The sequence below is a fragment of the Bacillus sp. FSL K6-0138 genome (assembly GCF_037982765.1).
Lineage (GTDB): Bacteria > Bacillota > Bacilli > Bacillales > Bacillaceae > Bacillus > Bacillus glycinifermentans.
Map to the genome: position 1 here is coordinate 1,477,961 of NZ_CP150286.1, position 26,060 is coordinate 1,504,020.

Annotated in this window: 27 protein-coding genes, 1 pseudogene and 2 other annotated features; of the genes and pseudogenes, 24 read left to right on the plus strand and 4 right to left on the minus strand. The window is 48.5% G+C overall.

Going from position 1 to position 26,060, the window contains the following annotated elements:
- The first annotated feature begins 123 nt into the window (after window positions 1–123).
- Window positions 124–355: a binding site (T-box leader), on the plus strand.
- A gap of 60 nt (window positions 356–415) precedes the next feature.
- The 11 genes from MHB78_RS08000 to minD all read left to right on the plus strand — a co-directional run bounded on the left by MHB78_RS08000 (window position 416) and on the right by minD (window position 12,073).
- The gene (locus MHB78_RS08000; RefSeq protein ID WP_046132060.1) at window positions 416–3,058 is read left to right on the plus strand and encodes a valine--tRNA ligase; all 2,643 of its coding nucleotides are present in this window, start codon (window positions 416–418) and stop codon (window positions 3,056–3,058) included.
- Window positions 3,059–3,133: 75 nt separating this feature from the next.
- Window positions 3,134–4,432, plus strand: a complete 1,299-nt coding sequence (locus MHB78_RS08005; RefSeq protein ID WP_046132061.1) for a folylpolyglutamate synthase/dihydrofolate synthase family protein — start codon at window positions 3,134–3,136, stop codon at window positions 4,430–4,432.
- A 148-nt stretch (window positions 4,433–4,580) separates the two neighbouring features.
- Entirely contained in the window at window positions 4,581–5,318 is a 738-nt protein-coding gene (locus tag MHB78_RS08010) for an A24 family peptidase (RefSeq protein WP_046132148.1), read from the plus strand.
- A gap of 193 nt (window positions 5,319–5,511) precedes the next feature.
- The gene (locus MHB78_RS08015) at window positions 5,512–6,534 is read left to right on the plus strand and encodes an SPOR domain-containing protein (RefSeq protein ID WP_046132149.1); all 1,023 of its coding nucleotides are present in this window, start codon (window positions 5,512–5,514) and stop codon (window positions 6,532–6,534) included.
- Window positions 6,535–6,689: 155 nt separating this feature from the next.
- Entirely contained in the window at window positions 6,690–7,262 is a 573-nt protein-coding gene (locus MHB78_RS08020) for a Maf family protein (protein ID WP_046132062.1), read from the plus strand.
- A gap of 37 nt (window positions 7,263–7,299) precedes the next feature.
- Window positions 7,300–7,992, plus strand: a complete 693-nt coding sequence (radC, locus tag MHB78_RS08025) for a DNA repair protein RadC (RefSeq protein ID WP_173427510.1) — start codon at window positions 7,300–7,302, stop codon at window positions 7,990–7,992.
- Between the two features lie 86 nt (window positions 7,993–8,078).
- Complete coding sequence (locus MHB78_RS08030) at window positions 8,079–9,089, plus strand: rod shape-determining protein (protein ID WP_046132063.1); 1,011 nt, start codon at window positions 8,079–8,081, stop codon at window positions 9,087–9,089.
- A gap of 31 nt (window positions 9,090–9,120) precedes the next feature.
- A complete protein-coding gene (mreC, locus tag MHB78_RS08035) occupies window positions 9,121–10,014 on the plus strand; it encodes a rod shape-determining protein MreC (RefSeq protein WP_046132064.1) in 894 nt (297 codons plus the stop codon).
- Entirely contained in the window at window positions 10,011–10,529 is a 519-nt protein-coding gene (gene mreD, locus MHB78_RS08040; RefSeq protein ID WP_046132065.1) for a rod shape-determining protein MreD, read from the plus strand. The genes mreC and mreD overlap by 4 nt, the downstream gene beginning before the upstream one ends.
- 54 nt (window positions 10,530–10,583) lie before the next feature.
- Window positions 10,584–11,264: a septum site-determining protein MinC gene (minC, locus tag MHB78_RS08045; RefSeq protein ID WP_046132066.1), complete on the plus strand. Its 681-nt coding sequence runs from the start codon at window positions 10,584–10,586 to the stop codon at window positions 11,262–11,264.
- Window positions 11,265–11,266: 2 nt separating this feature from the next.
- On the plus strand, window positions 11,267–12,073 hold the full coding sequence (gene minD, locus MHB78_RS08050) for a septum site-determining protein MinD (RefSeq protein WP_046132067.1): 807 nt from the start codon (window positions 11,267–11,269) through the stop codon (window positions 12,071–12,073).
- A 46-nt stretch (window positions 12,074–12,119) separates the two neighbouring features.
- On the opposite strand, the gene MHB78_RS08055 is transcribed toward minD, so the two are convergent.
- Window positions 12,120–12,449, minus strand: coding sequence for a metalloregulator ArsR/SmtB family transcription factor (locus MHB78_RS08055; protein ID WP_046132068.1), 330 nt, complete (start codon window positions 12,447–12,449; stop codon window positions 12,120–12,122).
- Window positions 12,449–12,883 carry an SRPBCC domain-containing protein gene (locus tag MHB78_RS08060; RefSeq protein ID WP_046132069.1) on the minus strand — a complete coding sequence of 145 codons (435 nt, stop codon included), beginning with the start codon at window positions 12,881–12,883 and terminating at the stop codon, window positions 12,449–12,451. The genes MHB78_RS08055 and MHB78_RS08060 overlap by 1 nt, the downstream gene beginning before the upstream one ends.
- A 152-nt stretch (window positions 12,884–13,035) precedes the next feature.
- Here MHB78_RS08060 and MHB78_RS08065 point away from each other — a divergent pair, with 152 nt between their 5' ends.
- The 9 genes from MHB78_RS08065 to pheA all read left to right on the plus strand — a co-directional run bounded on the left by MHB78_RS08065 (window position 13,036) and on the right by pheA (window position 19,294).
- Complete coding sequence (locus tag MHB78_RS08065; protein ID WP_046132070.1) at window positions 13,036–13,830, plus strand: peptidoglycan DD-metalloendopeptidase family protein; 795 nt, start codon at window positions 13,036–13,038, stop codon at window positions 13,828–13,830.
- Window positions 13,823–14,689, plus strand: a complete 867-nt coding sequence (locus tag MHB78_RS08070; RefSeq protein WP_046132071.1) for a M50 family metallopeptidase — start codon at window positions 13,823–13,825, stop codon at window positions 14,687–14,689. The genes MHB78_RS08065 and MHB78_RS08070 overlap by 8 nt, the downstream gene beginning before the upstream one ends.
- Before the next feature lie 59 nt (window positions 14,690–14,748).
- Window positions 14,749–14,825 (plus strand) — a sequence feature (ribosomal protein L21 leader region).
- A 12-nt stretch (window positions 14,826–14,837) separates the two neighbouring features.
- A complete protein-coding gene (gene rplU / locus MHB78_RS08075; RefSeq protein ID WP_046132072.1) occupies window positions 14,838–15,146 on the plus strand; it encodes a 50S ribosomal protein L21 in 309 nt (102 codons plus the stop codon).
- A gap of 12 nt (window positions 15,147–15,158) precedes the next feature.
- Complete coding sequence (locus MHB78_RS08080) at window positions 15,159–15,500, plus strand: ribosomal-processing cysteine protease Prp (protein ID WP_046132073.1); 342 nt, start codon at window positions 15,159–15,161, stop codon at window positions 15,498–15,500.
- Between the two features lie 12 nt (window positions 15,501–15,512).
- A complete protein-coding gene (rpmA, locus tag MHB78_RS08085; protein ID WP_006637844.1) occupies window positions 15,513–15,794 on the plus strand; it encodes a 50S ribosomal protein L27 in 282 nt (93 codons plus the stop codon).
- Window positions 15,795–15,997: 203 nt separating this feature from the next.
- Window positions 15,998–16,576, plus strand: a complete 579-nt coding sequence (locus tag MHB78_RS08090) for a sporulation initiation phosphotransferase B (protein ID WP_046132074.1) — start codon at window positions 15,998–16,000, stop codon at window positions 16,574–16,576.
- Between the two features lie 33 nt (window positions 16,577–16,609).
- Window positions 16,610–17,896, plus strand: coding sequence for a GTPase ObgE (obgE, locus tag MHB78_RS08095; protein ID WP_046132075.1), 1,287 nt, complete (start codon window positions 16,610–16,612; stop codon window positions 17,894–17,896).
- A 76-nt stretch (window positions 17,897–17,972) separates the two neighbouring features.
- Window positions 17,973–18,416, plus strand: a complete 444-nt coding sequence (locus tag MHB78_RS08100) for an ACT domain-containing protein (protein WP_046132076.1) — start codon at window positions 17,973–17,975, stop codon at window positions 18,414–18,416.
- A gap of 26 nt (window positions 18,417–18,442) precedes the next feature.
- Entirely contained in the window at window positions 18,443–19,294 is an 852-nt protein-coding gene (pheA, locus tag MHB78_RS08105) for a prephenate dehydratase (protein ID WP_046132151.1), read from the plus strand.
- Between the two features lie 43 nt (window positions 19,295–19,337).
- On the opposite strand, the gene MHB78_RS08110 is transcribed toward pheA, so the two are convergent.
- Both MHB78_RS08110 and MHB78_RS08115 read right to left on the minus strand, forming a co-directional pair.
- Window positions 19,338–19,880, minus strand: coding sequence for a transcription repressor NadR (locus MHB78_RS08110; RefSeq protein ID WP_046132077.1), 543 nt, complete (start codon window positions 19,878–19,880; stop codon window positions 19,338–19,340).
- Window positions 19,849–21,028: pseudogene (locus tag MHB78_RS08115) on the minus strand (IscS subfamily cysteine desulfurase). Before MHB78_RS08115 ends, MHB78_RS08110 begins: the two are co-directional and overlap by 32 nt.
- 95 nt (window positions 21,029–21,123) lie before the next feature.
- Here MHB78_RS08115 and nadB point away from each other — a divergent pair.
- From nadB to safA, 4 genes are all read left to right on the plus strand, one after another.
- Window positions 21,124–22,698: an L-aspartate oxidase gene (gene nadB, locus MHB78_RS08120; RefSeq protein WP_046132079.1), complete on the plus strand. Its 1,575-nt coding sequence runs from the start codon at window positions 21,124–21,126 to the stop codon at window positions 22,696–22,698.
- Window positions 22,679–23,545, plus strand: a complete 867-nt coding sequence (gene nadC, locus MHB78_RS08125; protein WP_046132080.1) for a carboxylating nicotinate-nucleotide diphosphorylase — start codon at window positions 22,679–22,681, stop codon at window positions 23,543–23,545. The genes nadB and nadC overlap by 20 nt, the downstream gene beginning before the upstream one ends.
- Window positions 23,533–24,645 carry a quinolinate synthase NadA gene (gene nadA / locus MHB78_RS08130; protein ID WP_046132081.1) on the plus strand — a complete coding sequence of 371 codons (1,113 nt, stop codon included), beginning with the start codon at window positions 23,533–23,535 and terminating at the stop codon, window positions 24,643–24,645. The genes nadC and nadA overlap by 13 nt, the downstream gene beginning before the upstream one ends.
- Before the next feature lie 113 nt (window positions 24,646–24,758).
- On the plus strand, window positions 24,759–25,931 hold the full coding sequence (gene safA / locus MHB78_RS08135) for a SafA/ExsA family spore coat assembly protein (RefSeq protein ID WP_065894603.1): 1,173 nt from the start codon (window positions 24,759–24,761) through the stop codon (window positions 25,929–25,931).
- The last annotated feature ends 129 nt before the right edge of the window (window positions 25,932–26,060 follow it).

A 26,060-nucleotide genomic window follows, 5' to 3' on the forward strand; every position in this document is an offset into this window, starting at 1 on the left:
AAGCTTGTGTGCATGGCCCAATCTCGTATAAAACGGGAGAAAAACGGCAAAGATGATTGACGAAAATGAAAAAGATTTAGTAATATAAGAACAAGAAAAAAGTACGTGCTGAAAAATCAATGATCACCCGCTTTGAATGGGAAGAGTACAAAAACAGACGCTTACAGAGAGGGACTCCTAGAGCTGAAAGGTTTCCCAGCCAGTCTTTTTTGGAAGGTCGCCCAGGAGCGCAATTTCTTGAACATAAAAGTAGAGAAATTCGGGAAAGACCCGTTATCCCATTAAGTGCGTGAATGCCTCATTCGGCGTTCATGAAAAAAGGTGGTACCGCGAGAGAGTTCTCTTCGTCCTTTTAACAGGATAAAGAGGACTCTTTTTCTATTGATCAGCCGTTTATATTGCTGGAGGTTTGAAAATGGATAAACAAGAACTGACGATGCCGACAAAATACGATCCGGCCAAAGTCGAAAAAGACAGATACGAATATTGGGTGAACGGCAAGTTTTTTGAAGCTGCAAACGACTCTGACAAAGAGCCGTATACCGTTGTCATTCCACCGCCGAATGTGACAGGGAAGCTGCATTTGGGACACGCGTGGGATTCGACGCTGCAGGATATCGTCACGAGAATGAAGCGGATGCAAGGGTATGACGTGCTGTGGCTTCCGGGAATGGACCACGCCGGAATTGCGACACAGGCAAAGGTTGAAGCCAAGCTGCGCGAGGAAGGAAAAACCCGCTATGATCTGGGGCGCGAAAAATTTCTCGAGGAAACGTGGAAATGGAAAGAGGAATACGCCGATTTCATTCGCAGCCAATGGGCAAAGCTCGGTCTTGGCCTCGATTACTCAAGAGAGCGGTTCACTCTTGATGAAGGGCTCTCAAAAGCGGTTCGCGAAGTCTTTGTGAAGCTTTATGAAAAAGGGCTGATTTACCGGGGAGAATATATCATCAACTGGGACCCGGCCACAAAAACGGCTCTGAGCGACATCGAAGTCATCTATAAAGACGTTCAAGGCGCATTCTACCATATGCGCTATCCGCTGAAAGACGGCTCAGGCTCGATTGAGATCGCGACGACCCGTCCGGAAACGATGCTCGGAGATACGGCGGTTGCGGTTCATCCGGAAGATGAACGGTACAAACACCTAATCGGAAAAACGGTCGTTCTGCCGATCACGAGAAGAGAAATTCCGATTGTCGCTGATGATTACGTCGACATGGAATTTGGTTCAGGTGCGGTGAAAATCACGCCGGCTCATGATCCGAACGACTTTGAGATCGGAAACCGCCACAATCTGGAGCGGATTCTCGTTATGAATGAAGACGGAACGATGAACGATAATGCCCTTCAATATAAAGGCATGGACCGTTTTGAATGCCGCAAAGCGATTGTGAAAGACCTACAGGAACAGGGCGTTCTTTTCAAAATCGAAGAGCATATGCATTCCGTCGGTCACAGCGAGCGCAGCGGCGCAGTCGTTGAACCGTACCTTTCAACGCAATGGTTCGTCCAAATGCAGCCGCTGGCCGATGCGGCAATCGAATTGCAAAAAAGCGAAGGCAAAGTCAATTTCGTACCGGAGCGGTTTGAAAAAACATACCTTCACTGGATGGAAAATATCCGCGACTGGTGTATTTCACGCCAGCTTTGGTGGGGCCACCGGATTCCGGCTTGGTATCATAAAGAAACGGGTGAAGTCTACGTCGGCGTTGAAGCGCCTGAGGATGCCGAAAACTGGGAGCAGGACAAAGATGTTCTTGACACGTGGTTCAGTTCGGCTCTGTGGCCGTTTTCGACGATGGGCTGGCCTGATGTCGATGAGGAAGATTTCAAGCGCTACTATCCGACTAACGTTCTTGTTACAGGATATGACATCATTTTCTTCTGGGTGTCCAGAATGATTTTCCAAGGCATCGAGTTTACGGGCGAGCGTCCGTTCAAAGACGTCTTGATTCACGGATTGATCCGAGACGACCAAGGCCGCAAGATGAGCAAATCGCTCGGAAACGGGGTCGATCCTATGGAAGTCATCGAAAAGTATGGAGCCGATTCACTCCGCTATTTCCTGGCGACCGGAAGCTCGCCTGGACAGGATTTGCGCTTCAGCTTTGAAAAGGTCGAATCTACATGGAACTTCGCAAACAAGATTTGGAATGCCTCAAGGTTTGCGTTGATGAACATGGACGGTATGACGTATGAAGAACTCGATTTATCAGGTGAAAAATCGGTTGCAGATAAATGGATTTTAACGAGATTAAACGAAACGATCGAAACGGTGACACATCTTGCAGAAAAATACGAATTCGGCGAAGTCGGCCGCCATCTCTACAACTTTATTTGGGACGATTTCTGCGACTGGTACATCGAAATGGCCAAACTTCCGCTTTACGGCGATGATGAAGCGGCCAAAAAGACGACACGCTCCGTTTTGGCGTATGTACTGGATCAGACGATGCGCCTCCTGCATCCGTTCATGCCATTTTTAACAGAGGAGATTTGGCAGCACCTTCCTCATGAAGGTGAATCGATTACGGTTGCGAAGTGGCCTGAAGTCGTCAAAGCATATTCCGACGAAGAGGCTGCGGCAGATATGAAGCTTCTCGTTGAAGTGATCCGTGCAGTGCGGAATATCCGCAGTGAAGTCAATACACCGCTCAGCAAACAGATCGAGCTTTATATCAAAACGAGCACGCCTGAAGTCGCCGGGCGCCTTGAAGAAAACCGCTCTTACGTGGAACGCTTTACAAACCCGAGCGTGCTTGAAATCGGAACGGACGTCAAGACGATTGATAAAGCGATGACTGCCGTTGTATCAGGGGCAGAGTTGATTTTGCCGCTTGAAGGGCTGATCAACATTGACGAAGAAATCAGCCGCCTTGAAAAAGAGCTCGGTAAATTGAACAAAGAAGTCGAACGGGTTCAGAAGAAATTAAGCAATGAAGGCTTTATGAAAAAAGCGCCGCAGCACGTCATCGACGAAGAGCGGGCGAAAGAAGCCGATTATACGGCAAAACGCGAAGCCGTCGAAAAAAGGATCGCCGAATTGAAAAACTAAAAAAGGAAAAGCGAGGTGTTTTTCGGTCTTCACAAGGCCGGGAAACACCTTCATCATTGAAGGGAGGGAACAGGCTTGTTCAACACGTTTGAAGAAGCGCTAAGCTGGTTGAACGGAAGGCTGAAATTCGGCATCAAGCCGGGGTTGGAACGAATGGAGTGGCTGCTTGAGGAGCTCGGGCACCCGGAGAAAAAAATGAAAGCTGTGCACGTTGCCGGAACAAACGGAAAAGGGTCGACGATCGCCTTTATCCGCTCGATAATGCAGGAAGCCGGATATACGGCGGGCACGTTCACTTCCCCTTATATCGTAACCTTCAACGAACGGATCAGCGTGGACGGCATTCCGATTTCAGATGAGGAGTGGACGGCGCTTTTCAATGAAATCGCACCGCTCGTCCTGGAGCTGGAAAAAACCGAACTTGGGGCGGCCACCGAATTTGAAATCATCACCGCTTGTGCATTTTTATATTTTGCTGCATACCGCAAGACCGATTTTGTTATTTTTGAAACGGGCCTTGGGGGCCGCCTTGATTCGACGAATGTCGTCGAACCGATATTGACGGTCATCACCTCGATCGGCCGCGACCACACCGCAATCTTGGGAGATACACTGGAAGAGATCGCGGCTGAAAAAGCGGGAATCATCAAGCAGGGCGTGCCCGTGTTAACAGCTGTTCATCAGCGTGAAGCTGCCGGTGTGATCAAACGCAAAGCTGCGGAAAAATGCGCTCCGTATATATCCCTTCAGGAGACTTGCCACATATACGGGGAGCTCTCCCTGCCGGATGGCGAACGGTTTTCGCTAAAGACGCCTGAGCAGCAGTACGAACAGCTTGAAACCGGCCTGATCGGCACCCATCAGCGGCAAAATGCTTCTTTGGCGGTTCTTGCAGCTGAATGGCTCGCCGCGGAAAATTACGCCGATATCAGCCGGGAAGCGCTTCGTGCCGGTTTGAAAAAAGCGGAATGGGCCGGCCGCTTTGAAAAAGTGCTGGAACAGCCGCTTACATATATTGACGGCGCTCATAACAAAGAAGGCGTCGGCCGTCTGGCCGAGACGGTTGCCGCTCACTTTGGGGACCGGAACATCCACGTTTGTTTCAGCGCCTTAAAAGACAAGCCCTATCAGGATATGATCCGCGAAATAGAGGCGTTTGCATCTTCGGTTCATTTTACATCGTTTGATTTTCCGAGAGCCGAATCCGCTCAAAAACTGTACGAGCAAAGCCGGGCCCGCCATAAAACCCGTGGCGAAAACATCGACTCCGTGTTTCGGTTTATCGAAGAAAAAGCTGCGGATGAAAAAGCCGTCGTGATCATTACCGGCTCGCTCTACTTTATTTCCGCCGTCAGAGCGGCAATGAAACGATAAAAGGCAAAAATGCGTTTTTAGCTTAGGCTGAAGGCGCATTTTTATATTTTCGCGAACAGCGGCCCTCTCCAAGGTTTGCTAAAATGGAAGCCCCTGGCCTGCCGGAAGATCCGGGCCGGGAAATCCTGCGAGAGGCTGATGTTCGTTGATGTACTTTGTCATAACCGGTTTGGTGCTAGGCTCTTTTTTTAATGCGGCCGGCCGCCGCATCCCTCAAAAAACCTCATTGCTCGCTCCGCGTTCCGCCTGCCCCGTCTGCCACCGCCCATTGACTTTTCTTGAGCTGATACCGGTGCTGTCCTACATCTTGCAGAGAGGAAAGTGCAGAGGGTGCAAATGCTCCATTTCGATCGTCTATCCGGCCGTTGAGCTGACGGCGGCTTTTCTGTTTCCCTTTGCATGGCTGCAGATGGGCGGAGAGGGAGAGCTTGTCATGGCGCTTTTGCTCATTTCTTTGCTGCTAATCGCTTTTGTCTCAGATGTGACGTATATGGTCATACCCGATGTCGTACTTTGTGTTTTTCTGCCTATTTTCGTTGCCGGGCGTTTATTGATTCCGCTTGATCCTTGGCATTCGAGCATAACGGGGGCGGCATGCGGATGCCTGCTGCCGCTCTTTACGGCTGCTGTGACGAAAGGGGGCATCGGCGGGGGCGATGTGAAGCTGTTTGCCGTCCTTGGCGTCGTCCTGGGAGCCAAGCTGATCGTGCTCGTGTTTTTCCTGTCCGCCGCCTGCGGAACGGTGATCGGGCTTACAGCCATGGCTTGCGGAAAGCTCAAGCGAAGGGAGCCCTTTCCGTTTGCGCCGGCCATTTTGATCGGAACGCTGACAGGCTATTTTTACGGCGATCAGCTGATCGATTTGTACGTCCAAATGATGGCATAAAAAATTTGACGAAACCTTTTTGAACGAGACGACAAAAGTCTTGTTCTTTTTTTTTCGGGCTGTGATACAGTGTGGACAATAAGAGGGACAAGCCTTCAGGAGATCTCCTCCTTCCTTTTGGCTCCCTCTGTTTCTAACGGGATACTGTCTTATGCTCATCATACAATCAAAAACGGAAAGCGAGGGAAGTACATTGAAAAAACGGAAAAGCAAGAAAAATTCGGCCGGGAACACGCCTAAAGAAGATCCGCTCAAAGTGATGATCAACGGAAAGGAAGAGACGATATACGGCACGGCGAAAGCAGAGGCGCAGGAAAAACATAAGGAAAAGAAATTGACCTTTTCGAATTGGGAAGAAAAGCGGAAGGCGGAGCAGGAGATATCCGCTTCAAAGGAGGACAGAAAACCCGAAACGGACGAATTTACATGGGCTGAGCCGGATGAGGAAGAGGCCGTTTTTAAAGACGATCCAAAAGTGGTGACGCCTTATCAAAAGAAACATGAAGCCAAAGGCAGTCAAAAGGCGAAACGAACGTTTTCTTACCCCGTTAAGCGTTTCGCGATGACGATTATTTTCGCCGTTTTGCTCGGCACAGGCCTCGGCGTTTTTGCTCTCAACCTTGCATCAGATAAAGGAGAAGTGCCGGCATCGGGCAGCCTTGGTGCGAATGCGGAAGACGGCGGGGCGGTCAAAGCCGGGGACAGCGATGACGAAAAACAGGCGGCCGGCAAAGCCGGTGCGGATTTTAAAGGTTTTGCCGTACAAGCGGGCAAATTCTCCTCAAAAGAAGGGGCGGAAACGATGGCTTCTCAAATCGTTGAAAAAGGATATGCCGCTGTTCCGCTGGCAAAAGATGACGGATATTACGTGATCGCCGGCATAACCGGTGAAAAGCAGATGACTTCTCAGCTCGGACAGATTTTGATCGATCACGATCTTGATGCGTGGGGCGGAAAAGAGCTGTCGGTTTCGCTTGATTCCGATTTGTCCCCGGCTTTTAAAGAAGCGGCAGAGCTGTCGGCAAAAGCGATTCTCGGCGCCGAGGTAACCGCGAAAAACGTCGCCGATCTCAAAGCGGAAATTGATGGAATAAAGCCAAATGGAGACTCGGAAAAGATAAAAGAGGGCATACTAAAGGCCGTGAATCTGCTGGAAAAACCGACAGCGGCAAACGGCTGGAAAAGCCAGCAGCTATTGCTCAGCCAAATGAAATAATCATTTGAACCAGCCGATGGGCTGGTTTTTTTGATTTATCGATTTTTGTCATCAAAAAGTTATTTTTCTGAAATTGTGGCTGAGGCTTTCTTTTGGTAGGATAAAACAAGTATCTTTATTTCTTAAGCAAAAAACCCGTGAAAGGATGGCTTCCCATGACACAGCCGCTTATTTTAGCTTCACAATCACCCCGCAGAAAGGAACTCCTCGACCTCCTGCACATTCCATACCGCGTCGTGGCGAGCAACGCAGAAGAAAAATTAAACCGAAACTTTTCGCCGGAAGAGAACGTCAAATGGTTGGCGGAACAAAAAGTGCGAAAAGTAGCCGAGCAATATCCTGATGCTGTCGTGCTTGGCGCCGACACCATAGTTTGTTTTGAAGGCGTTTGTCTGGGCAAGCCGAAAGATGCCGGGGAAGCCGGAAGGATGCTGAAAATGCTTTCCGGACAAACCCATTCGGTGCTGACGGGTGTCTGCATCAAGTCAAACAGCAAATGCGAAACATTTTTTGAGGAAACCGAAGTCACCTTTTGGCCTCTCGAAGATAAAGAAATCAGCGCCTATATTGATACGGGCGAACCGTTTGATAAAGCAGGTTCATACGGAATACAGGGAAAGGGCGCGCTCTTCGTCAAACATATTAAGGGAGATTACTACACGGTTGTGGGGCTGCCTATTTCCAAAACGATGAGAATGCTGAAGCGGTTTGGTCTGCACTCCTATTGATGAACCGAACGGGAAGGGGAATCACAGGGAGGGTTTTATCATTAGCGATCTGCCATTAAAATTAAGAGATTTTCCGGAAGATGAAAGGCCTCGCGAACGGCTCTTGAACATGGGCGCCGAAAGCCTGTCAAATCATGAATTGCTGGCGATTCTTTTAAGAACCGGAACAAAAAAAGAATCGGTTCTCCAGCTTTCAAGCCGCCTTCTTCAGACGTTCGACGGCCTGCGTTTATTAAAAGAAGCATCTGTTGAAGAGCTTTCAAGCATCTCGGGCATCGGCCGCGCGAAAGCCGTTCAAATATTGGCGGCTCTCGAACTCGGCCGGCGCATTCATAAGCTTGTGTACGAAGAGCGGCATGTGATCCGCTTTCCTGAGGATGCAGCGAATTTGCTGATGGAAGATATGCGTTTTTTGTCTCAGGAACACTTCGTCTGCCTCTACCTGAATTCTAAAAATCAGGTAATCCACAAACGCACCGTCTTTATCGGCAGCCTGAACTCTTCCATTGTCCATCCGCGGGAAGTGTTTAAGGAGGCTTTGAAGCGGTCAGCCGCTTCTTTTATCTGCGTGCACAACCATCCTTCGGGAGACCCGGCACCGAGCAGCGAAGATATCGATGTTACAAGGCGTCTCAATGAATGCGGACAGCTCATCGGAATCGAATTGCTCGACCATATTGTCATCGGCGATCAAAAATTTGTGAGCTTAAAAGAAAAAGGATATTTGTAACACTTTTTTTTTCATTAAATTAAGCTATAATAGAATTTATGGGTTTTTGCTTAGGAATTTGTTTTAAGAAAGGAAGATACATACAAATGTTTGGAATTGGTGCGAGAGACCTTGGAATAGATTTGGGAACAGCGAATACGCTTGTCTTTGTCAAAGGAAAAGGAATTGTCGTTAGGGAGCCTTCTGTCGTTGCGCTTCAAACGGACACAAAGCAAATTGTCGCAGTCGGTAATGACGCGAAAAATATGATCGGACGGACTCCGGGAAATGTCGTTGCGCTCCGCCCGATGAAAGACGGAGTCATCGCTGATTATGAAACAACGGCAACGATGATGAAGCATTATATTAGCAAAGCTGTGAAAAACAAAGGATTGTTTGCAAGAAAACCTTATGTAATGGTCTGTGTTCCATCCGGAATTACAGCGGTAGAACAGCGCGCGGTTATCGATGCCACACGCCAGGCGGGCGCAAGAGACGCCTATCCGATTGAAGAACCGTTTGCCGCGGCGATCGGCGCAAACCTGCCTGTTTGGGAGCCGACCGGAAGCATGGTTGTTGACATCGGCGGCGGAACGACCGAAGTCGCGATTATTTCCCTCGGAGGAATTGTCACATCCCAATCCATCCGTGTAGCTGGGGATGAGATGGACGAGGCGATTATCTCTTATATCAGAAAAACGTACAATCTGATGATCGGGGATCGCACTGCCGAAGCTATCAAACTCGAAATCGGCTCGGCCGAAGCAAGTGAAAACGGAGAAAGCATGGAAATCCGCGGCCGCGATCTTTTAACAGGACTGCCGAAAACGATTGAAATCACCGAGAAAGAAATTACGGCGGCGCTTCGCGATACTGTGTCTGCAATCGTAGACGCCGTGAAAAATACGCTGGAAAAAACACCGCCTGAACTTGCGGCTGACATTATGGACCGCGGAATCGTCCTGACGGGCGGAGGCGCGCTTCTTCGCCATTTGGATAAAGTCATCAGCGAAGAAACGAAAATGCCGGTTATCATTGCGGAAGACCCTCTTGACTGTGTAGCGATCGGAACAGGTAAAGCACTCGAACAAATTCATCTATTTAAAGGGAAAAATTAAGGACACAGTGAAATAGAAGAGGTGTATAATCATGCCGCAGTTTTTTACGAATAAACGGTTGATGCTTTTACTCCTTTGTATCATCATTTTGGTGGCAATGATTGGATTTTCGTTGAAGAACGACCGTAATGCAACTTGGCCCGAAAAATTCATTGGCGATACAACTGGTGTATTCCAAACCATTTTTCATACGCCCGCTCAGTTTTTTTCGGGCTTCTTTGAAAATGTAGAAGACTTAAAAAACACTTATGATGAAAACGAGCGCCTGCGGAAGAAGCTTGACGGCCAGACTCAGTATGAAGCAAAGCTTCAGGAACTCGAAAACGAAAACAAGTCCCTTCGCAAGGAGCTAGGCCATTTGAAGTCGATCAGAGACTATAATCCGATACTGGCGACTGTCATCGCCAGAAACCCGGATAAGTATGAATGGTGGAACATGATCACGATTAACAAAGGCTCCAAGCATGGCGTGAAAAAAGACATGGCGGTCACAGACGAAAACGGCAACCTGATCGGTAAAATCGACAGCACAAAAGTGAATAGCTTCACTTCCACTGTCCAGCTTTTAAGCGCGACGGACAGAAACAACCGAATTTCAACCATCGTTTCGGCTAATAAAGGCAAAAAAACGGTAAACGGCATTATCAACGGATATGATTCTGACAAAAAGGCGCTGTCCATGGAAATTATTGATCCTGATAAAGAAAGGGATATCAAAAAAGGCGACCTGGTTGAAACCTCCGGGGCAGGCGGAGTATTTCCAAAAGGCTTAACGGTCGGAAAGGTGACAGAGGTCGAACCCGATTCTTACGGTTTGACGAAAATCGCTTACGTGAAGCCGGCTGCTGATTTGTATAATCTTGATAATGTCATTGTCGTTGATCGTACACTCGACACGGTGAATGAGGAGGAGGGAGGATCGTGAAGCGGTTCCTTCTTCCTGTCATCATGATGTTTGTCCTGGCGTCTGAAAGCGTTTATGCAGATTTTGTCAGATTGCCTTTTATCGGCGATGATCTGCAGCTGATTCCGCGTTTTCTGCTGCTCGTCTTAGTTTTTATGACGGCTTACGTCAATCAGTCGTTTGCCATTACATATGGATTTATATTCGGACTGCTATATGATATTAACTATACCGACCTTTTAGGGGTATACATGTTTGGTTTTGCCGGTATTTGTTATTTAACGTCAAAGGCGTTTAAAGTGCTGCAGACGAACGCGCTTGTCGTGATCTTCATATCGGTGCTTGCCGTCTGTGTCCTTGAGTTTTATCAATACGGCGTACAGATGTTAATACGGCCGGAGATCATGCCGTTCCATCAATTTGTGCTGGAAAGGCTGCTTCCTACTCTCGGATTAAACGCGATTGCGGGAATTTTGCTCATTTACCCGTTCAAAGCGTTTTTTACCAGTCTTAAGAAAGAGCTTCGGGAAGAGTAAAAAAAGGATTTTATCAGCCGATGTCGAAATGAGTATGATGTTGAGGTGAACACCGTGAAGACCCAAAAGCAGCAATACGTAACAATTAAAGGAACGAAAAATGGATTGACGCTTCATCTTGATGACACATGCTCTTTTGAAGAATTACTGAACGGTCTTCAGGATATGCTGTCACTCGAACATTATATGGATGGAAAAGGCCAGAAAATCAGTGTTCTCGTAAAGCTTGGCCACCGCTATGTGACGAAGGAACAAGAAGCCAGGCTGACCGAAGTGATCACTGAGAAGCAAAATCTGTTTATCCAGTCCATCGAAAGTGAAGTCATGACCAAAACAGAAGCCGACCGCTTAAAAAAAGAAAGCGAGGTCATTTCGGTCGCCAAAATCGTTCGCTCGGGACAAGTCCTGGAAACAGATGGCGATTTGCTTCTCATCGGGGATGTGAACCCGGGAGGAATGGTGAAGGCCGGAGGAAATATTTTTGTCCTCGGCTCTTTAAGAGGGATTGCCCACGCTGGTTTTAACGGAAATAAACGAGCTGTTATTGCGGCTTCCGATATGAGACCGACTCAATTACGCATAAATCATGTGCTCAATCGCTCCCCAGACCACATCCAAGAAGGGAACGACATGGAATGTGCTTATTTAGACGAAGAAGAGAATATGGTCATTGACCGCCTTCAACAATTGGCTCATTTGAGACCTAGTTTAACAAGGCTTGAGGGAGGAATGTAAAGTTGGGTGAAGCTATCGTAATAACCTCGGGGAAAGGCGGAGTAGGCAAAACGACGACATCCGCGAATCTTGGCACCGCTTTGGCCATCTTGGGAAAGCGGGTATGTCTTGTTGACACAGACATCGGCCTGCGCAATCTCGATGTCGTCATGGGCCTTGAGAATCGAATTATCTATGATCTGGTGGATGTCGTTGAAGAAAGATGCAAGATCCATCAGGCGCTTGTAAAGGATAAACGCTTTGATGACCTGCTTTATTTGCTTCCGGCGGCACAGACGAGCGACAAATCGGCGGTTTTGCCGGAGCAGATGGTCAAATTAATCCAGCAGTTAAAACAGGATTTTGACTATATCGTTATTGACTGTCCGGCAGGAATTGAGCAGGGATATAAAAATGCGGTTTCCGGCGCTGACAAAGCCATTGTCGTGACGACACCGGAAATTTCCGCCGTTCGTGATGCCGATCGGATTATCGGACTTCTCGAGAAAGAGGAAAACATTGAGCCGCCCCGTCTGATCATCAACCGGATCCGCAATCACTTAATGAAAAACGGCGATATGCTTGACGTTGACGAAGTGATTCAGCATTTATCCATCGAATTGATCGGCATCGTCGCCGATGATGATGAAGTCATTAAGGCATCCAACAACGGAGAGCCGGTTGTCATGGACCCCAACAACAAGGCTTCCATCGCATACCGGAACATCGCCCGCCGCGTTCTCGGCGAATCCGTGCCTTTACAGTCATTTGAAGAAGAGCATAAAGGCGTGTTTGCCAGAATTAAATCGTTCTTCGGCGTGCGCGCATAATGCCAAAAAGCAATCTCAAGTTATGAGATTGCTTTTTTCATAGCATTTATTCTCTACCTTCATGTTCCACATAATGTTTCAGCATGGAGAGCTTGTTGTCCCAATACCGTTCGAAATAGGAGAGCCACTCCTGCAATTCGATCAGCGGTTCGGGATGAAGCCTGTACAGCTTCTCCCTTCCCGCTTTTCGTTCACTCACAAGCCGCGCATCAGACAAGATCCGCAAATGCTTGGAGACGGCCGTCCTTGTTATCGGAAAATGGCTGCTGATATCGGTAATGGGCATTTCCCGATCAGCGAGAAGCTTCAGCAGCTTCCTCCTCGTCGGATCGGCGACCGCCCGAAACACATCATGTTTTTGCGCTGATGAAGACACTAGCCTTCAACTGCCATGCGAAGCTTTTGATTGACGAGCCCTTCCCAGCCGCCGTTCATCCTGTCGCGGACGTCCGAATTGTTTGCTCCCGCTTTTGGAACGATTTCTTCCGGCTCTCCCCAGCCGGAGTGAATCAAAGTAAACTCAGTGTCGCCGCCGGCTGTCTCTTTTAATTCAAAGGTCACGATCCAGCCTGACGTGTCCCAGGTGAAAGAGAGGCGATGTGGAGCTTCAAGCTCAATCACTTTGCACGGTGAAGGTCCATATGGCGACTGCAGGGTGAATTCATGGCCGATTTCAGGCTGAAAATTGTTCGGCATGAACCAGGCGGCAATTCCCTCGCTTGTCGCAACCGCTTCCCATACTTTTTGAATCGGCGCATGAAATGTGACCCTTTTATGTATATCAGGCACATGGCTGTTTTGTTCTTTCATTCGAATACCTCCGTCATGAAAAATATGAAACCAAAAGGTTTCGTTTTTTTATTATACGAAACCTTTTGGTTTCATGTCAATAATATCGGTATAAATGCTGTGGACAAGACATATCATGGTACAAACCAACGTGAATGTAAAGGATGAGGGGTATGAGTCACAGAGCAGATGAAATCCGCAAAAGAATCGCGAAAAAGCGAAAACGGAAAACGCCGGCAAATGGACCGGGCCGCCCTGACAGATCAAAGCGCCCGCTGCCACCGCCCGCCTGGACAGCCTTTCCGGAGGATGATAAACATGAGGAGTTCCCCGCATATGAAGGGGGTTCAACTTTGATAAACGGAAAGCATCCGCTTGTAAAGGCCGATGCATTCATCATAAAATGCCTCCTGTCAGCATGCCTCGTTCTTGTGTCTGCCATTGCTTATAAAGGCCATTTTGAACCCGTGAAGCAGGTCAAACCGGTGATCGGCCGGATGTTCACAGAAGAATTTCAATTTGCGGCCCTTGGACATTGGTATGAATCAAAGTTCGGACACCCGCTTTCGCTGTTTCAGCCGAAAAGCGGAAAGCAGTCAGAGCAAATGGAGGTCAACCAGGAGCTTGTCACCCCTGCGATGGGGAAAGTTCAGCAGAAATTTTCCGGAGAGGGGATCAAAGTCGAAACGGAAAGCGAAACGATTGAGAGCATGAAAGAGGGCTATGTCATTGAAGTGGAAAAAAGCCCGGAGACAGGCCTGACGGTTGTCATCCAGCATGCCGATAACAGCTACACCTATTACGGACAGTTGAAAAAGGTCGATGTCGCTTTATACGATTTCGTCGATAAAGGAGCCAAGCTCGGAACGATTCAGCAAAATAAAGACCATAAAGGCGTCTATTATTTTGCAATTAAACAAGGAGACGAATTTGTCGATCCGATACAGGTGATATCGTTTGATGAATAGATGGACAGAGCTCATCGCAAAGCTTCATATCCATCCCCTGCTCTGGCTGGTGATGGCGCTCGCTTTAATGACCGGGCATATTAAAGCGTTATTTTGCTTAATGATCGTCATTTTGGTTCATGAGCTTGGCCATGCCGCAGCAGCCGTCTATTTTTCCTGGAGGATCAAACGGATTTTTCTGCTTCCTTTCGGGGGAGCCCTTGAGGTTGACGAGCATGGAAACAGACCGTTAAAAGAAGAACTTGCCGTCGTTTGCGCTGGTCCGGTACAGCACATATGGCTTCAGTCAGCCGCTTGGCTGATGTCTGCCAATTCGCTCCTCGAACCGAAAATGTTTGATATGTTTACATTTTACAACTTGACGATCCTGCTGATGAATCTGTTTCCCGTCTGGCCGCTGGACGGGGGGAAGCTGTTGTTTCTGCTTTTTTCGAAATATTTGCCGTATCAAAAGGCGCAGCAAATGATCCTGTCCGTATCGTGTGGTGGCTGTGCACTGTTCATGATAGCGGTTTTGGCGGTTTCTCCAATGCAGCTGAGCGCCTGGGTGCTGCTCGTATTTCTATCCGTCTCCCTTTACCGGGAATACAGAAGCAGGCATTACGCCCATATCCGTTTTCTGCTTGAACGCTATTACGGAAAAGAGCGGGAAGTCCGCCGGCTTGCACCGCTCACCGTTTGCGCGGATGAGCGCATATACGACGTCATGTTGATGTTCAGGAGAGGCTGCAAGCATCCGATTATCATTGAAAAAGACGGGGAAAAGCTGAGCCAGCTCGATGAAAATGAAGTTCTTCACGCCTATTTCGCCGATAAACGAACGACGTCTTCAATGGGAGAGCTTCTGTCGGTTTATTGAAAACTGTATTGACATTCGTCTGTGATTCTGGTATATTTTTTAATGTTATGGATGTAGCACCCGTGCTACAACCGCTCAGCGCAGGCGCTAAGTGCTTGATAAAGCCCCCTGCTGACTGGCGAGTCTTAGTTTATTAGGAGGTGCAGAGATGTACGCAATTATTCAAACAGGCGGAAAACAAATCAAAGTTGAAGAAGGTCAAACTGTATACGTTGAAAAGCTTGCTGCTGAAGTCGGCGAAACAGTTACTTTTGACAACGTATTGTTTGTCGGCGGTGAAAACGTTAAAGTTGGAAACCCTACGGTTGAAGGCGCTACGGTAACAGGCAAAGTTGAAAAACAAGGCCGCGCTAAAAAAATTACCGTATTTAAGTACAAGCCGAAGAAAAACCAACATAAAAAACAAGGTCATCGTCAGCCTTACACAAAAGTCGTAATTGAAAAAATTAACGCTTAAGGCGTGTAGGATATGATTCAGGCAACAATTACAAGATCCCGGCTGGACGGGGACATTTTGTCCTTTGAAATGACGGGGCATGCGAATTTTGCTGAACATGGACACGATCTCGTTTGTGCCGGAGCATCTGCCGTTGCCTTCGGAGCGGTCAATGCTGTCATCGCACTGACCGGCATTGATCCGATTCTCGATCTTGGGGAAGACGGGGGATATTTGTCTTTCCGGTTCCCTGATGAGACAGATCAGGAAGCGCGGAGCAAAGCCCAGCTGCTTCTTGAAGGCATGATCGTTTCCCTGCAAACGATCGAACGGGATTACAAAGGTTACTTACGAGTAACAGAGAACAAAATATAGGAGGTGAGCTACATGCTAAGACTAGATCTTCAGTTTTTCGCTTCTAAAAAAGGAGTAGGTTCAACGAAAAACGGACGTGACTCTGAGGCTAAACGTTTAGGTGCTAAACGTGCTGACGGTCAATTCGTAACAGGCGGTTCCATCCTTTACCGTCAACGCGGAACAAAAATTTACCCAGGTGAAAACGTGGGCCGCGGCGGAGATGACACTCTATTTGCGAAAATCGACGGAACTGTTAAATTCGAACGTTTCGGCCGTGACCGCAAAAAAGTGAGCGTATATCCTGTAGCCTAACCTTTAAACGAAACTCCGGTCGTTCTGACCGGAGTTTTTTTTACATATCAATTTCAATCCCGGACACGCTATCCGGCAAATGCCGGGATTCCGCTGGAGATTCCGCATAAACGTGTTTCATTTATACTGTCTTCTCTGTTATAATTCAAAGTACAAACCGGATCAGACTCCTAAAAAGAGACCAAACGATTGGGAGTGCCAAAATGGAAGAAATATCGAAAAAACGAGAAAAGAATATCGATGATACAGCTTTGACTCATGAGCTTATCCATCTGCTCAGCCACTCAAGGCACGACTGGATGAATAAACTTCAATTGATTAAAGGAAACCTAACATTAAAGAAATATGACCGCGTGTTTGAGATCATTGATGAAGTGGTCATTGAGGCTCAGCATGAATCAAAGCTTTCAAACCTGAAAATACCGCGGTTTGCTTACGATTTGCTCACGTTTAACTGGACGGCTCATTCGCTGACGCTTGAATATGAGGTGATCGGAGAAGTCAGGGATCTCTCGGCTTATGATGAAAAGCTGGTGATTCTCATCAGAAAGCTGTTTCGGATTTTTGACGAATGCGTTTCAAAAGAGAGCGAAAACCATTTGACCGTCACGCTGCAAACGGACGGACCCGAGGGAAGCCTCGTCATTTATCTCGACTTTCACGGCGCCTTGACAGAGCTTATCGGCTTTGAAGAATTTCAGAAATCACCTGAAGATTTTTATGAAATCAGGCGGCTCGATGTTTCAGAGCGTGAATGTCTTGCTGAAATCCACGTCAAGTAAACGCGGTTTTAAAGGAATAGAACGGAGGACATTATGTTTGTTGATCAGGTAAAAGTATATGTTAAAGGCGGAGACGGAGGCAACGGAATGGTTGCGTTCCGCCGCGAAAAGTATGTGCCGAAAGGAGGCCCTGCGGGGGGAGACGGCGGAAAAGGCGGAGACGTCGTGTTTAAAGTCGACGAAGGTCTCAGCACGCTGATGGATTTTCGCTATCAGAGGCATTTCAAGGCTGCCCGCGGAGAGCATGGCATGTCCAAAAACCAGCACGGCAGAAATGCGGAGGATATGGTTGTCAAAGTTCCGCCGGGCACCGTTGTCATTGATGATGATACGAAACAGGTGATCGCCGATTTGACGGAACACGGACAGGAAGCCGTCATTGCCAAAGGCGGCCGAGGAGGCCGCGGCAACACACGGTTTGCAACACCGGCAAATCCGGCGCCGCAGCTTTCGGAAAACGGCGAACCGGGCAAAGAACGCTACGTCGTTCTTGAATTAAAGGTGTTGGCCGATGTCGGGCTTGTCGGCTTTCCGAGCGTCGGAAAGTCAACGCTTTTGTCTGTCGTTTCTTCAGCCAAGCCGAAAATCGCCGATTATCACTTTACGACGCTTGCTCCGAACCTCGGCATGGTGGAAACCGATGACGGCCGCAGCTTTGTGATGGCTGACCTTCCGGGGCTGATTGAAGGCGCTCATGAAGGAGTCGGCCTTGGCCATCAGTTCTTGAGACATATCGAGAGAACGCGTGTCATCGTTCATGTGATTGACATGTCAGGCCTTGAAGGACGCGATCCTTACGAGGATTATGTGACAATCAACAAGGAGCTTGAGCAGTACAATCTCAGGCTGACAGAACGGCCGCAGATTATCGTCGCCAATAAGATGGATATGCCTGAGGCGGAAGAAAACCTGAAGGCTTTTAAAGAAAAACTCACAGACGATCACCCCGTTTTCCCGATCAGCGCCGTTACAAGACAGGGATTGAGAGATCTGCTGTTTGAGATCGCCAATCGTTTGGAAACAACGCCGGAATTCCCGCTGTATGACGAGGAAGAACTGACAGAAAACAGGGTCATGTACAAATTGGAAGACGAAGAGGCGCCGTTTGAAATTACCCGTGATTCTGACGGAACCTTCGTCCTGAGCGGAGCCAAGCTCGAACGCTTATTTAAAATGACAGATTTCTCAAGGGACGAGTCCGTCAAGCGGTTTGCGAGACAGCTTCGCGGCATGGGCGTTGATGATGCATTGCGCGCACGCGGGGCAAAAGACGGGGATACGATACGCTTGCTTGAATTTGAATTTGAATTCATTGATTGATCGTGCCGGAGAGTTTGCATCGCAAACTCTCCGACATTCATTAGGATACAGGGTTTTTAAAAGGAGAGAAGAGCCATTGAAAGAGGAGACCTTTTATCTTGTCAGGGAAGACGTGCTGCCCGAAGCCATGCGGAAAACGCTCGAGGTCAAAAAGCTGATCAAACGGAAGAAAGCCGAGTCTGTAGCAGAAGCCGTCCAAAAAGTCGATTTAAGCAGGAGCGCTTTTTACAAGTACAGAGATGCGGTTTTTCCTTTTTATACAATGGTCAAAGAACAAATCATCACACTTTTTTTCCATTTGGAAGACCGTTCGGGAACATTATCGCATCTGCTGCAGGTTGTGGCTGATTCAGGGTGCAACGTGCTGTCGATTCACCAGACCATCCCCCTTCAAGGAAGAGCCAATGTTACATTATCGCTCAGCACGAGGGGGATGGCTGAAAATGTTGATTTGCTTATGAACAAATTAAGAAAGCTGGAATTCGTAGAAAAGGTCGAAATACTGGGTTCAGGCGCTTAAGGGAGAGAAGTGTATATACCATGAACATGAAAGTCGGTTATTTAGGTCCAGAAGCAACATTTACCCATTTGGCCGTGTGCTCTTGTTTTGCAGAGGCCAAACAGCAAGCATATAATACGATACCTGCCTGTATGGACGCAGCCATGAGCGGTGAAATCGATCTTGCCGTTGTTCCGCTGGAAAACGCGATCGAAGGATCGGTGAACATGACGATCGATTATTTAATCCATGAACAGCCTCTTTATATTGTCGGGGAAATCACGGCGCCGATCCGCCAGCATTTGCTGGTGCACCCTTCAAGAAAAGAAGAATGGACGAACATCGAGAAAATCTATTCACATTCACACGCGATTGCGCAATGCCACAAGTTTTTGCACCGCCAGTTTGATTCGGTTCCTTTCGAATACGCGACTTCAACGGGAGCCGCGGCAAAATACGTGAGCGAGAACCCGGACAAAAATATCGCGGTGATCGCCAATGAAATGGCGGCGAAAACGTACCGATTAGACATTGTAAAGCGGGACATCCACGACTACGAATATAATCATACGAGATTTGTGATGCTCCATCCGGATCAGCATGCTTCCGTTCAAGTCAATCCGGAATTAACATCAAGGCCGAAGACGACTTTGATGGTGACCCTTCCTTCGGACAGATCAGGGGCGCTTCATCAAGTGCTGTCCGCTTTCGCTTGGAGAAATTTGAATCTTTCTAAAATTGAATCCAGGCCGACAAAAACAGGATTGGGAAATTACTTTTTTATCATTGATATCGAAATGGCGCTAGACGACGTCCTTATCCCAGGTGCCGCGGCAGAGCTCGAAGCATTGGGCTGCAAAGTGAAGGTGCTCGGGACGTACAATGCCTATGCCTTATAATGAAAAGGTCCTTGTGCCATCAGGCAAAGGGACCTTTTTTCGTTTATTCTTGAATTAAGATGCCGGCTTTCTTCAGCGCATCGCAAGCCTGTTCGATTTTCTCTTCGCCGTCTGCCTCCAGCGTGTGAAGGTGTATGCCGTTTGTCAGCTGTGACAAGTATGCGGCGTTTGTCGAAGAAATTTTTTTCACGAAATCTGCGACTTCCTTTCTCGTACTGACCCTGATGGATGCTGTCAGATCGCCGTACACGGGATGCTCGATCGTAACATCCTTTACCGTCACCCCAAAATCGACGATCATGTTCAATTCTTCTTCCGTTTTGCCGGGGTCGTGGTCGCAGGCGATGATGCGTTTGACCGGCTGTTTGTCAGAGGCTTGCGCCCGCAAATACATATATCCTTGACTCGTTGCAATAATCGGTTCATTTTTTGCTTTTAATAAGGATATATCCTGTACGATCACCTGTCTTGAAACAGAAGCTTTTTTCGCCAGCTCGCTGCCCGTCAGAGGTTTCTCAGATTCTTTAAGCCATGCGAGCAGGTGTTTTCGCCGCTCAGCTCCCGTAAGTTTTAATCCGTCTGTCAATCCGATGGTCTCCTTTCTCATGTTTTCATCTTTTCAAATACGTCCAGCAGTTTATCTACGTGCTCTTTTGTCGTCTCATATCCGAACGAAATTCGAATAAAGCGAAGGGCCTGCTCCTTTGGAACGCGGAGAGCCTTCATCGTGTTTGACGGCTCTTGATGGCCCGCGGAACACGCGCTTCCCGTTGAAATGCAAATGCCGCGCCTGTTACATTCCAGCATAACATATTGTCCTTCAAAGGAATGAAAAAAACAACCTAAAATATGCGGAAGCACTTCGTGACCGGCCGAATCGAAGACGGCGAGGGAGACGGGAAGGCATCGTTCCTGCAAGCGCCTCAAAAAATAGCCGCGAAGCTTTTGGTGTTTTTCAAAAACGGCGTCCATCCTGCCGGCCGTCTTTTCAGCCGCCGTAATAAATGCGCCGATTCCGGGCACATTGACGGTTCCGCTGCGAAAACCGCCCTCATGCAGAGTTCCGGGATAAACCGGCTTCCAGCCCACGCCCGGCCGAATATAAACTGCGCCGATTCCTTTAGGGCCGTATACTTTATGGCTTGAAACGGATAAAGCATCCACACCGAGTTCTTCAACTTTTACCGGGATTTTGGCAAACGTCTGAACGGCATCGCTGTGCAGGAGAACGCCCCGTTTATGCAAAAAGGAGGACAATTCAGCGAGCGGCTGGATGATTCCTGTTTCTGAATTGGCATGCTGTATCGAGACAAGCCCTGTGTCAGGACGGAGGTGCCGTTCCAATATATCGGCCGTGATCACCCCGTTTGCGTCAGGCTTCATCGTGCTGACTTCGTATCCGAGCGCGATCAGATGCCGCTTTAAAATATGCATGGACTGATGCTCCATTTCTGTCATGATAAAATGGCGTTTTCCTGAAGGCAGACCGTTCAATATCGAATGGACGGCCAACATATTCGATTCGGTGCCGCCGCTCGTAAAATAAATGCCTTCAGCCTTGCCTGAGATGATCTCTGCCAGCTTAGCCCGGCAGTAATGCAACACGCTTTCCGCTTTTCCGCCGGCGTCATGGAGGCTGCTTGAATTTCCGTAAACCTCTCTGCTCAATTGTTCAAACGCTTGCAGGGCATCGCTTAAGACAGGGGTTGTCGCTGCATAGTCAAGGTATATCATGATCATCGTCTCCATTATAAAAAATGCTTGAGTTTATTTTATCTATGTGTAAATATAGGTGTCAAGACACATGTGAATTTACAGGAGGAATCATCATGTCTTCTCAGACCATTGTTGTGGTCGGCGCCGGAGCGGCTGCGCTGTCGTTTGCTGCCGCGATGCCGCCTTCATATGAAGTCATCGTCATCACCAAAAGCTCGGTGCATGACAGCAATTCGATGCTCGCCCAAGGCGGTATTGCCGCCTCTGTACTGCCGCAGGACTCAACTGCGGCGCACGCTGAGGATACATTGTACGCCGGAGGCGGCCACAATCATATCGAAACAGTCAATGATGCTATCGTAGACGGACGCAGATTCGTGATGGAGCTGATCAGCCAAGCCTTTCCTTTTGACAAGGACCCAAACGGGCGGCTTCAGCTCGGCAGGGAGGGGGCCCACTCGGCCAGCCGGATTTTGCATGCCGGCGGAGACGCGACGGGACGGATGCTTGTCCGGCATCTCATCAGCCGGCTTCATTCGAATGTCATCCTGAAGGAATACGAAGCCGCTTGTGAGCTATGGATCGATAACGGCCGCTGTGCAGGCGTCTGGACAAAAGATCAGGCGGGCTCGGTGCGTCTCAGGAAGGCGGATCATGTGGTGCTGGCGGCCGGAGGGTGCGGAAACCTTTTTCAACTGCACACGAACAACCGCTCAGTGACAAGCGACGGCCTTTCATTGGCATACCGGGCCGGAGCCTGCCTGACCGATTTGGAATTTGTCCAATTTCACCCTACGCTGCTCGCGAAAAACGGGCGAGCGTACGGACTGGTTTCAGAGGCCGTCCGCGGAGAGGGGGCCGTCCTGATTGATGAAAACGGGCATAGGATCATGGAAGGTGTACATCCGTTAAAGGATTTGGCGCCCCGCGACATCGTAGCGCGTGCGATTCATGATTACCAGAAGCAGGGAAGCCGCGTATTTTTGGATATCAGCGAAATTCCGGACTTTCATCAGCGGTTTCCGACAGTCACTACTCTTTGCGATCAAGCGGGAATCTCAATTGAAGAGGGCCGGCTTCCCGTATCGCCCGGCATGCATTTTTTAATGGGCGGCATATCTGTGAACAGGTGGGGGGAAACGTCAGTGCCGCACCTTTATGCCATCGGAGAAGCGGCGTGCACCGGTTTTCACGGCGCCAACCGGCTGGCGAGCAATTCTCTTCTGGAATGCCTCGTTTTCGGAAAAAGAGCGGCAGAACGCATCCAAACCGAAACGACTGGAACGTCTCTCAGCGCAAAACGGCCAAGCTTGAAAGAAATTGCATTTGCCGTGCCTGAATGCAGCCTTGAAGACATCCGTAAAAACATGACCGATCATGTTTCGATCATCAGAACGGCGGACGAACTGAAGAAGGTGAAAAAATGGTTTGAAGAGATGCCGGTTCAGATGATAAATGTGAAAGAAATCACAAAGGAAGCGCTTGAATTGGCCCATTTGTGGCAGACGGCCAGATTGATGACAGATTCCGCCTTGCTGCGAACGGAAAGCAGAGGCGGGCATTTTCGCTCTGATTTTCCTTTTCGGGATGATGCGGGATGGAAAGGCAAACAGATCGTTCATTCAAAAGGAAGCATAACGATAAGACAAAACGAAGGGATTGTGAACAATGCAGCAGCTCACGCTTAAACGCATGCTCGAACAATTTTTCAAAGAAGACGTCGGCTGGGGAGATCTCACGTCCCAGGCCATTTTTGCCGAAGATCAGGAATGCGAGGCTTTCATTTCTGCGAAGGAAAACGGCTTGTTTGCAGGGGCGATGGTTGTAAAGGAAGGCTTTGGACTGATCGATAGCAAAATCGCCGTCGACATCGATAAAAATGACGGTGATCCCGTTGAAAAAGGGGAAGTAATCGCCAGGCTAAAAGGACCGGCAGCCTCGCTTTTGACAGGTGAGCGGGTCGTTTTAAACCTCATTCAGCGAATGTCAGGCATCGCCACGCTGACAAAGCAGTCGGTCTCGCGTTTAAATGACCCTGAGATCAGAATATGTGACACGAGAAAGACGACTCCCGGGCTCCGCATGCTTGAAAAACACGCCGTCAAAACGGGCGGCGGCGCAAATCACCGCTTTGGACTCGACGGAGGGGTCATGATCAAAGACAACCATATCGCCGCCTGCGGCTCGATCCGAAAAGCCGTCGAAAAAGCGAGGGCAGCCTGCGGGCACATGATCAAGATCGAAGTGGAAATCGAGTCAGAGAAAGAGCTCGCCGAGGCGATCGAAGCTGAAGCGGATATCATTATGTTTGACAACTGTTCTCCGGAGACGGTGCGGAATTTTGCGGACATGACGCCTCCGGGCATTATAACGGAAGCATCGGGCGGCATTACGTTCGAAAATTTGCCGTTTTACAGGGGGACAGGAGTTGACTACATATCACTGGGTTATTTGACGCATTCGGCGAAAGCCCTTGATATCAGTATGAATGTCAATTTAAAGAAAATGGGAGAGATAACAAAATGTCGATTTTAAACATGATGAACAACATGAACGAAAAGATGATGATGCCCGGCTCTTATAAAGAGCTGCCCGAAGAGGAAATGAAGAAGAGAATTTTGCATATCAAAGAGAAATACGGAGAAAAGCTGTTTATCCCTGGCCATCACTATCAAAAAGATGAAGTCATCCAATTTGCGGACGCCACAGGGGATTCATTGCAGCTCGCCCAAGTGGCGCAGCACAACAACAAAGCGGAATATATTGCGTTTTGCGGGGTGCATTTTATGGCAGAAACCGCAGACATGCTGACGGAAAACAATCAGGTCGTCGTTTTGCCAGATATGAGAGCCGGCTGTTCAATGGCCGATATGGCCAACATGCAGCAAACAAACAAGGCATGGGAAAAGCTGACGGACATCTTCGGGGAGACGGTCATTCCGCTGACATATGTGAATTCGACGGCTGAAATTAAAGCTTTTACCGGAAGAAACGGGGGAGCTGCAGTCACATCATCGAACGCCAAACATATACTGAGATGGGCGCTTACACAAAAGGAGCGGATTTTATTTCTTCCGGATCAGCATTTGGGGCGCAATACGGCATATGATCTCGGCATTCCCCTCAGCCGGATGGCAGTTTGGGATCCAATTGAAGAAAAGCTGCTGTACGATGGGGATGTGCAGGAGATAAAGGTTATTTTGTGGAGGGGGCATTGTTCAGTCCACGAAAAATTTACCGTGGATAATATTAAAAACGTAAAAGAACGCGATCCCGCCATCAATGTCATTGTTCATCCCGAATGTACGCACGAAGTCGTGATGCAGAGCGATTTCAGCGGTTCTACGAAATACATCATCGACACCATCAACAAGGCTGAACCGGGGAGCAAGTGGGCGATTGGAACAGAGATGAACCTTGTACAGAGAATCATCAGCGAGCATCCTGACAAACAAATCGAATCTCTCAATCCGGACATGTGCCCGTGCTTGACGATGAACAGAATCGACATGCCGCATCTGCTGTGGTCATTAGAGCAAATCGATAAAGGCGAACCTGTAGGTGTAATAAAAGTTGAAGAAGACATCGCAAAAGATGCCATCAGCGCTCTCAACAGGATGCTAAGCATCAGCTGACGCCGAAGACCAAGTTTTTATCATAACCCCTTCTATTTCCGCATAAATTTGTGAGGAAACATATTTGTTATTCTAATGCGTTCGTTCACGTTTTTGCATAGGAGGGGAAAACGTTGAAAATTCATATTGTCCAAAAGGGCGACTCTCTGGAAAAAATTGCAGAAAGATACGAAGTAGACTTTCAGGAACTGAAGAAATTAAATTCTCAGCTGAGCAACCCGGATCTGATCATGCCCGGAATGAAAATAAAAGTACCGTCTGGAGGAGTGCCGGTCAAAAAAGAAGAAGAACAGCTCAATATGCGTAAGGAATTGTCTAAAAAGAAGGAATTGCCGAAAAAGGAGCTTCCCAAAAAGGAACTTCCAAAAATGGAGCACCCATTTGCACAAGAAAAGCCTAAAGAAAAAGTGGAAATCGAAGACGTAAAGATGAAAGAAAAGCCTTCAATCCCGTACGTTCCGCCTGTCCCCAATCTGGGGCAGCCAGGTTTGCCGGAAGGCGATATTTCCAATCTTTATCAAAATGTAAACCAGCTCCATCAGCCGTTTGTACCTCCAAAACCTTATGAACATCAAGAGAAAGAGTCAAACATGTATTTTCCATGGACAAATGAGGAGGAGAGTAAAATGGAAAACGTCAACTATCCAAACGTTCCGAACCCTCAGCACGCAGGAGCGGCAGCTGAGGAACCCCCTGCATATCACGGGATGCCGAACGTAGCAGCAGCCGGATATTATCATCATCCGCACTACTTTCACCACTATCCGTATTATCCGGGTTGCTTGATTCCGGTTTCACCGGTATTGCCGGGTTCTGGTTTGTGCCATCCGTGGTATCCTGCCCACATGCATTATATGCCTTATCCGCATCATGGCTATGTATCTCCGGCAGAATATGGAGGCGGAGAAAACGTCGGACACGACAATGCCGGCCATCATCACACCCACCATCATCAGCCCATGACGGCTCCGGCCTACATGCCGTCTTACGGAGCTTATCCGGGTCAAACGTACCCTTCATTTGCGCCGCCGAATGTCGGACACACGGGTGACCCGAACATTGCGCACGCCGGTGAAGAAGACTGCGGATGCGGACCGGGGCAATATTCGGGAGGCATTCCGACAGGCTACCCAGGCGGCATGCCATTCGGACAAATGCCCGGACAAATGCCCGGACAAATGCCCGGACAAATGCCGCAAATGGGTGCACCTTACGGAACAGGAGCATACGGACAGCAGCCGGCTGGAGGGCAAATGTTTGGAAGACCGGAAGAGGATGAAGACTGATTTCATTCGGGACGATGATATATCGTTCCTTTTTTAATGTTGTCTTTCCTTTAAGCGCTTCATACCAAAAAGAGCATATTGTCTATAACTGTCAAGGGTAACTCCCGGCATCCCGCACATCCTAAAAAT

Bases quoted from the DNA above. Each gene is read 5' to 3' on its own strand.
- MHB78_RS08020 (WP_046132062.1), top strand. From the start codon at position 6,690: ATGACACAGCCGCTTATTTTAGCTTCACAATCACCCCGCAGAAAGGAA.
- mreC (WP_046132064.1), top strand. From the start codon at position 9,121: ATGCCGCAGTTTTTTACGAATAAACGGTTGATGCTTTTACTCCTTTGT.
- rplU (WP_046132072.1), top strand. From the start codon at position 14,838: ATGTACGCAATTATTCAAACAGGCGGAAAACAAATCAAAGTTGAAGAA.
- rpmA (WP_006637844.1), top strand. From the start codon at position 15,513: ATGCTAAGACTAGATCTTCAGTTTTTCGCTTCTAAAAAAGGAGTAGGT.
- pheA (WP_046132151.1), top strand. From the start codon at position 18,443: ATGAAAGTCGGTTATTTAGGTCCAGAAGCAACATTTACCCATTTGGCC.
- MHB78_RS08090 (WP_046132074.1), top strand. From the start codon at position 15,998: ATGGAAGAAATATCGAAAAAACGAGAAAAGAATATCGATGATACAGCT.
- obgE (WP_046132075.1), top strand. From the start codon at position 16,610: ATGTTTGTTGATCAGGTAAAAGTATATGTTAAAGGCGGAGACGGAGGC.
- MHB78_RS08065 (WP_046132070.1), top strand. From the start codon at position 13,036: ATGAGTCACAGAGCAGATGAAATCCGCAAAAGAATCGCGAAAAAGCGA.
- MHB78_RS08060 (WP_046132069.1), bottom strand. From the start codon at position 12,883: ATGAAAGAACAAAACAGCCATGTGCCTGATATACATAAAAGGGTCACA.
- MHB78_RS08000 (WP_046132060.1), top strand. From the start codon at position 416: ATGGATAAACAAGAACTGACGATGCCGACAAAATACGATCCGGCCAAA.
- MHB78_RS08070 (WP_046132071.1), top strand. From the start codon at position 13,823: ATGAATAGATGGACAGAGCTCATCGCAAAGCTTCATATCCATCCCCTG.
- MHB78_RS08030 (WP_046132063.1), top strand. From the start codon at position 8,079: ATGTTTGGAATTGGTGCGAGAGACCTTGGAATAGATTTGGGAACAGCG.
- MHB78_RS08010 (WP_046132148.1), top strand. From the start codon at position 4,581: ATGTACTTTGTCATAACCGGTTTGGTGCTAGGCTCTTTTTTTAATGCG.
- MHB78_RS08080 (WP_046132073.1), top strand. From the start codon at position 15,159: ATGATTCAGGCAACAATTACAAGATCCCGGCTGGACGGGGACATTTTG.
- nadA (WP_046132081.1), top strand. From the start codon at position 23,533: ATGTCGATTTTAAACATGATGAACAACATGAACGAAAAGATGATGATG.
- nadC (WP_046132080.1), top strand. From the start codon at position 22,679: ATGCAGCAGCTCACGCTTAAACGCATGCTCGAACAATTTTTCAAAGAA.
- nadB (WP_046132079.1), top strand. From the start codon at position 21,124: ATGTCTTCTCAGACCATTGTTGTGGTCGGCGCCGGAGCGGCTGCGCTG.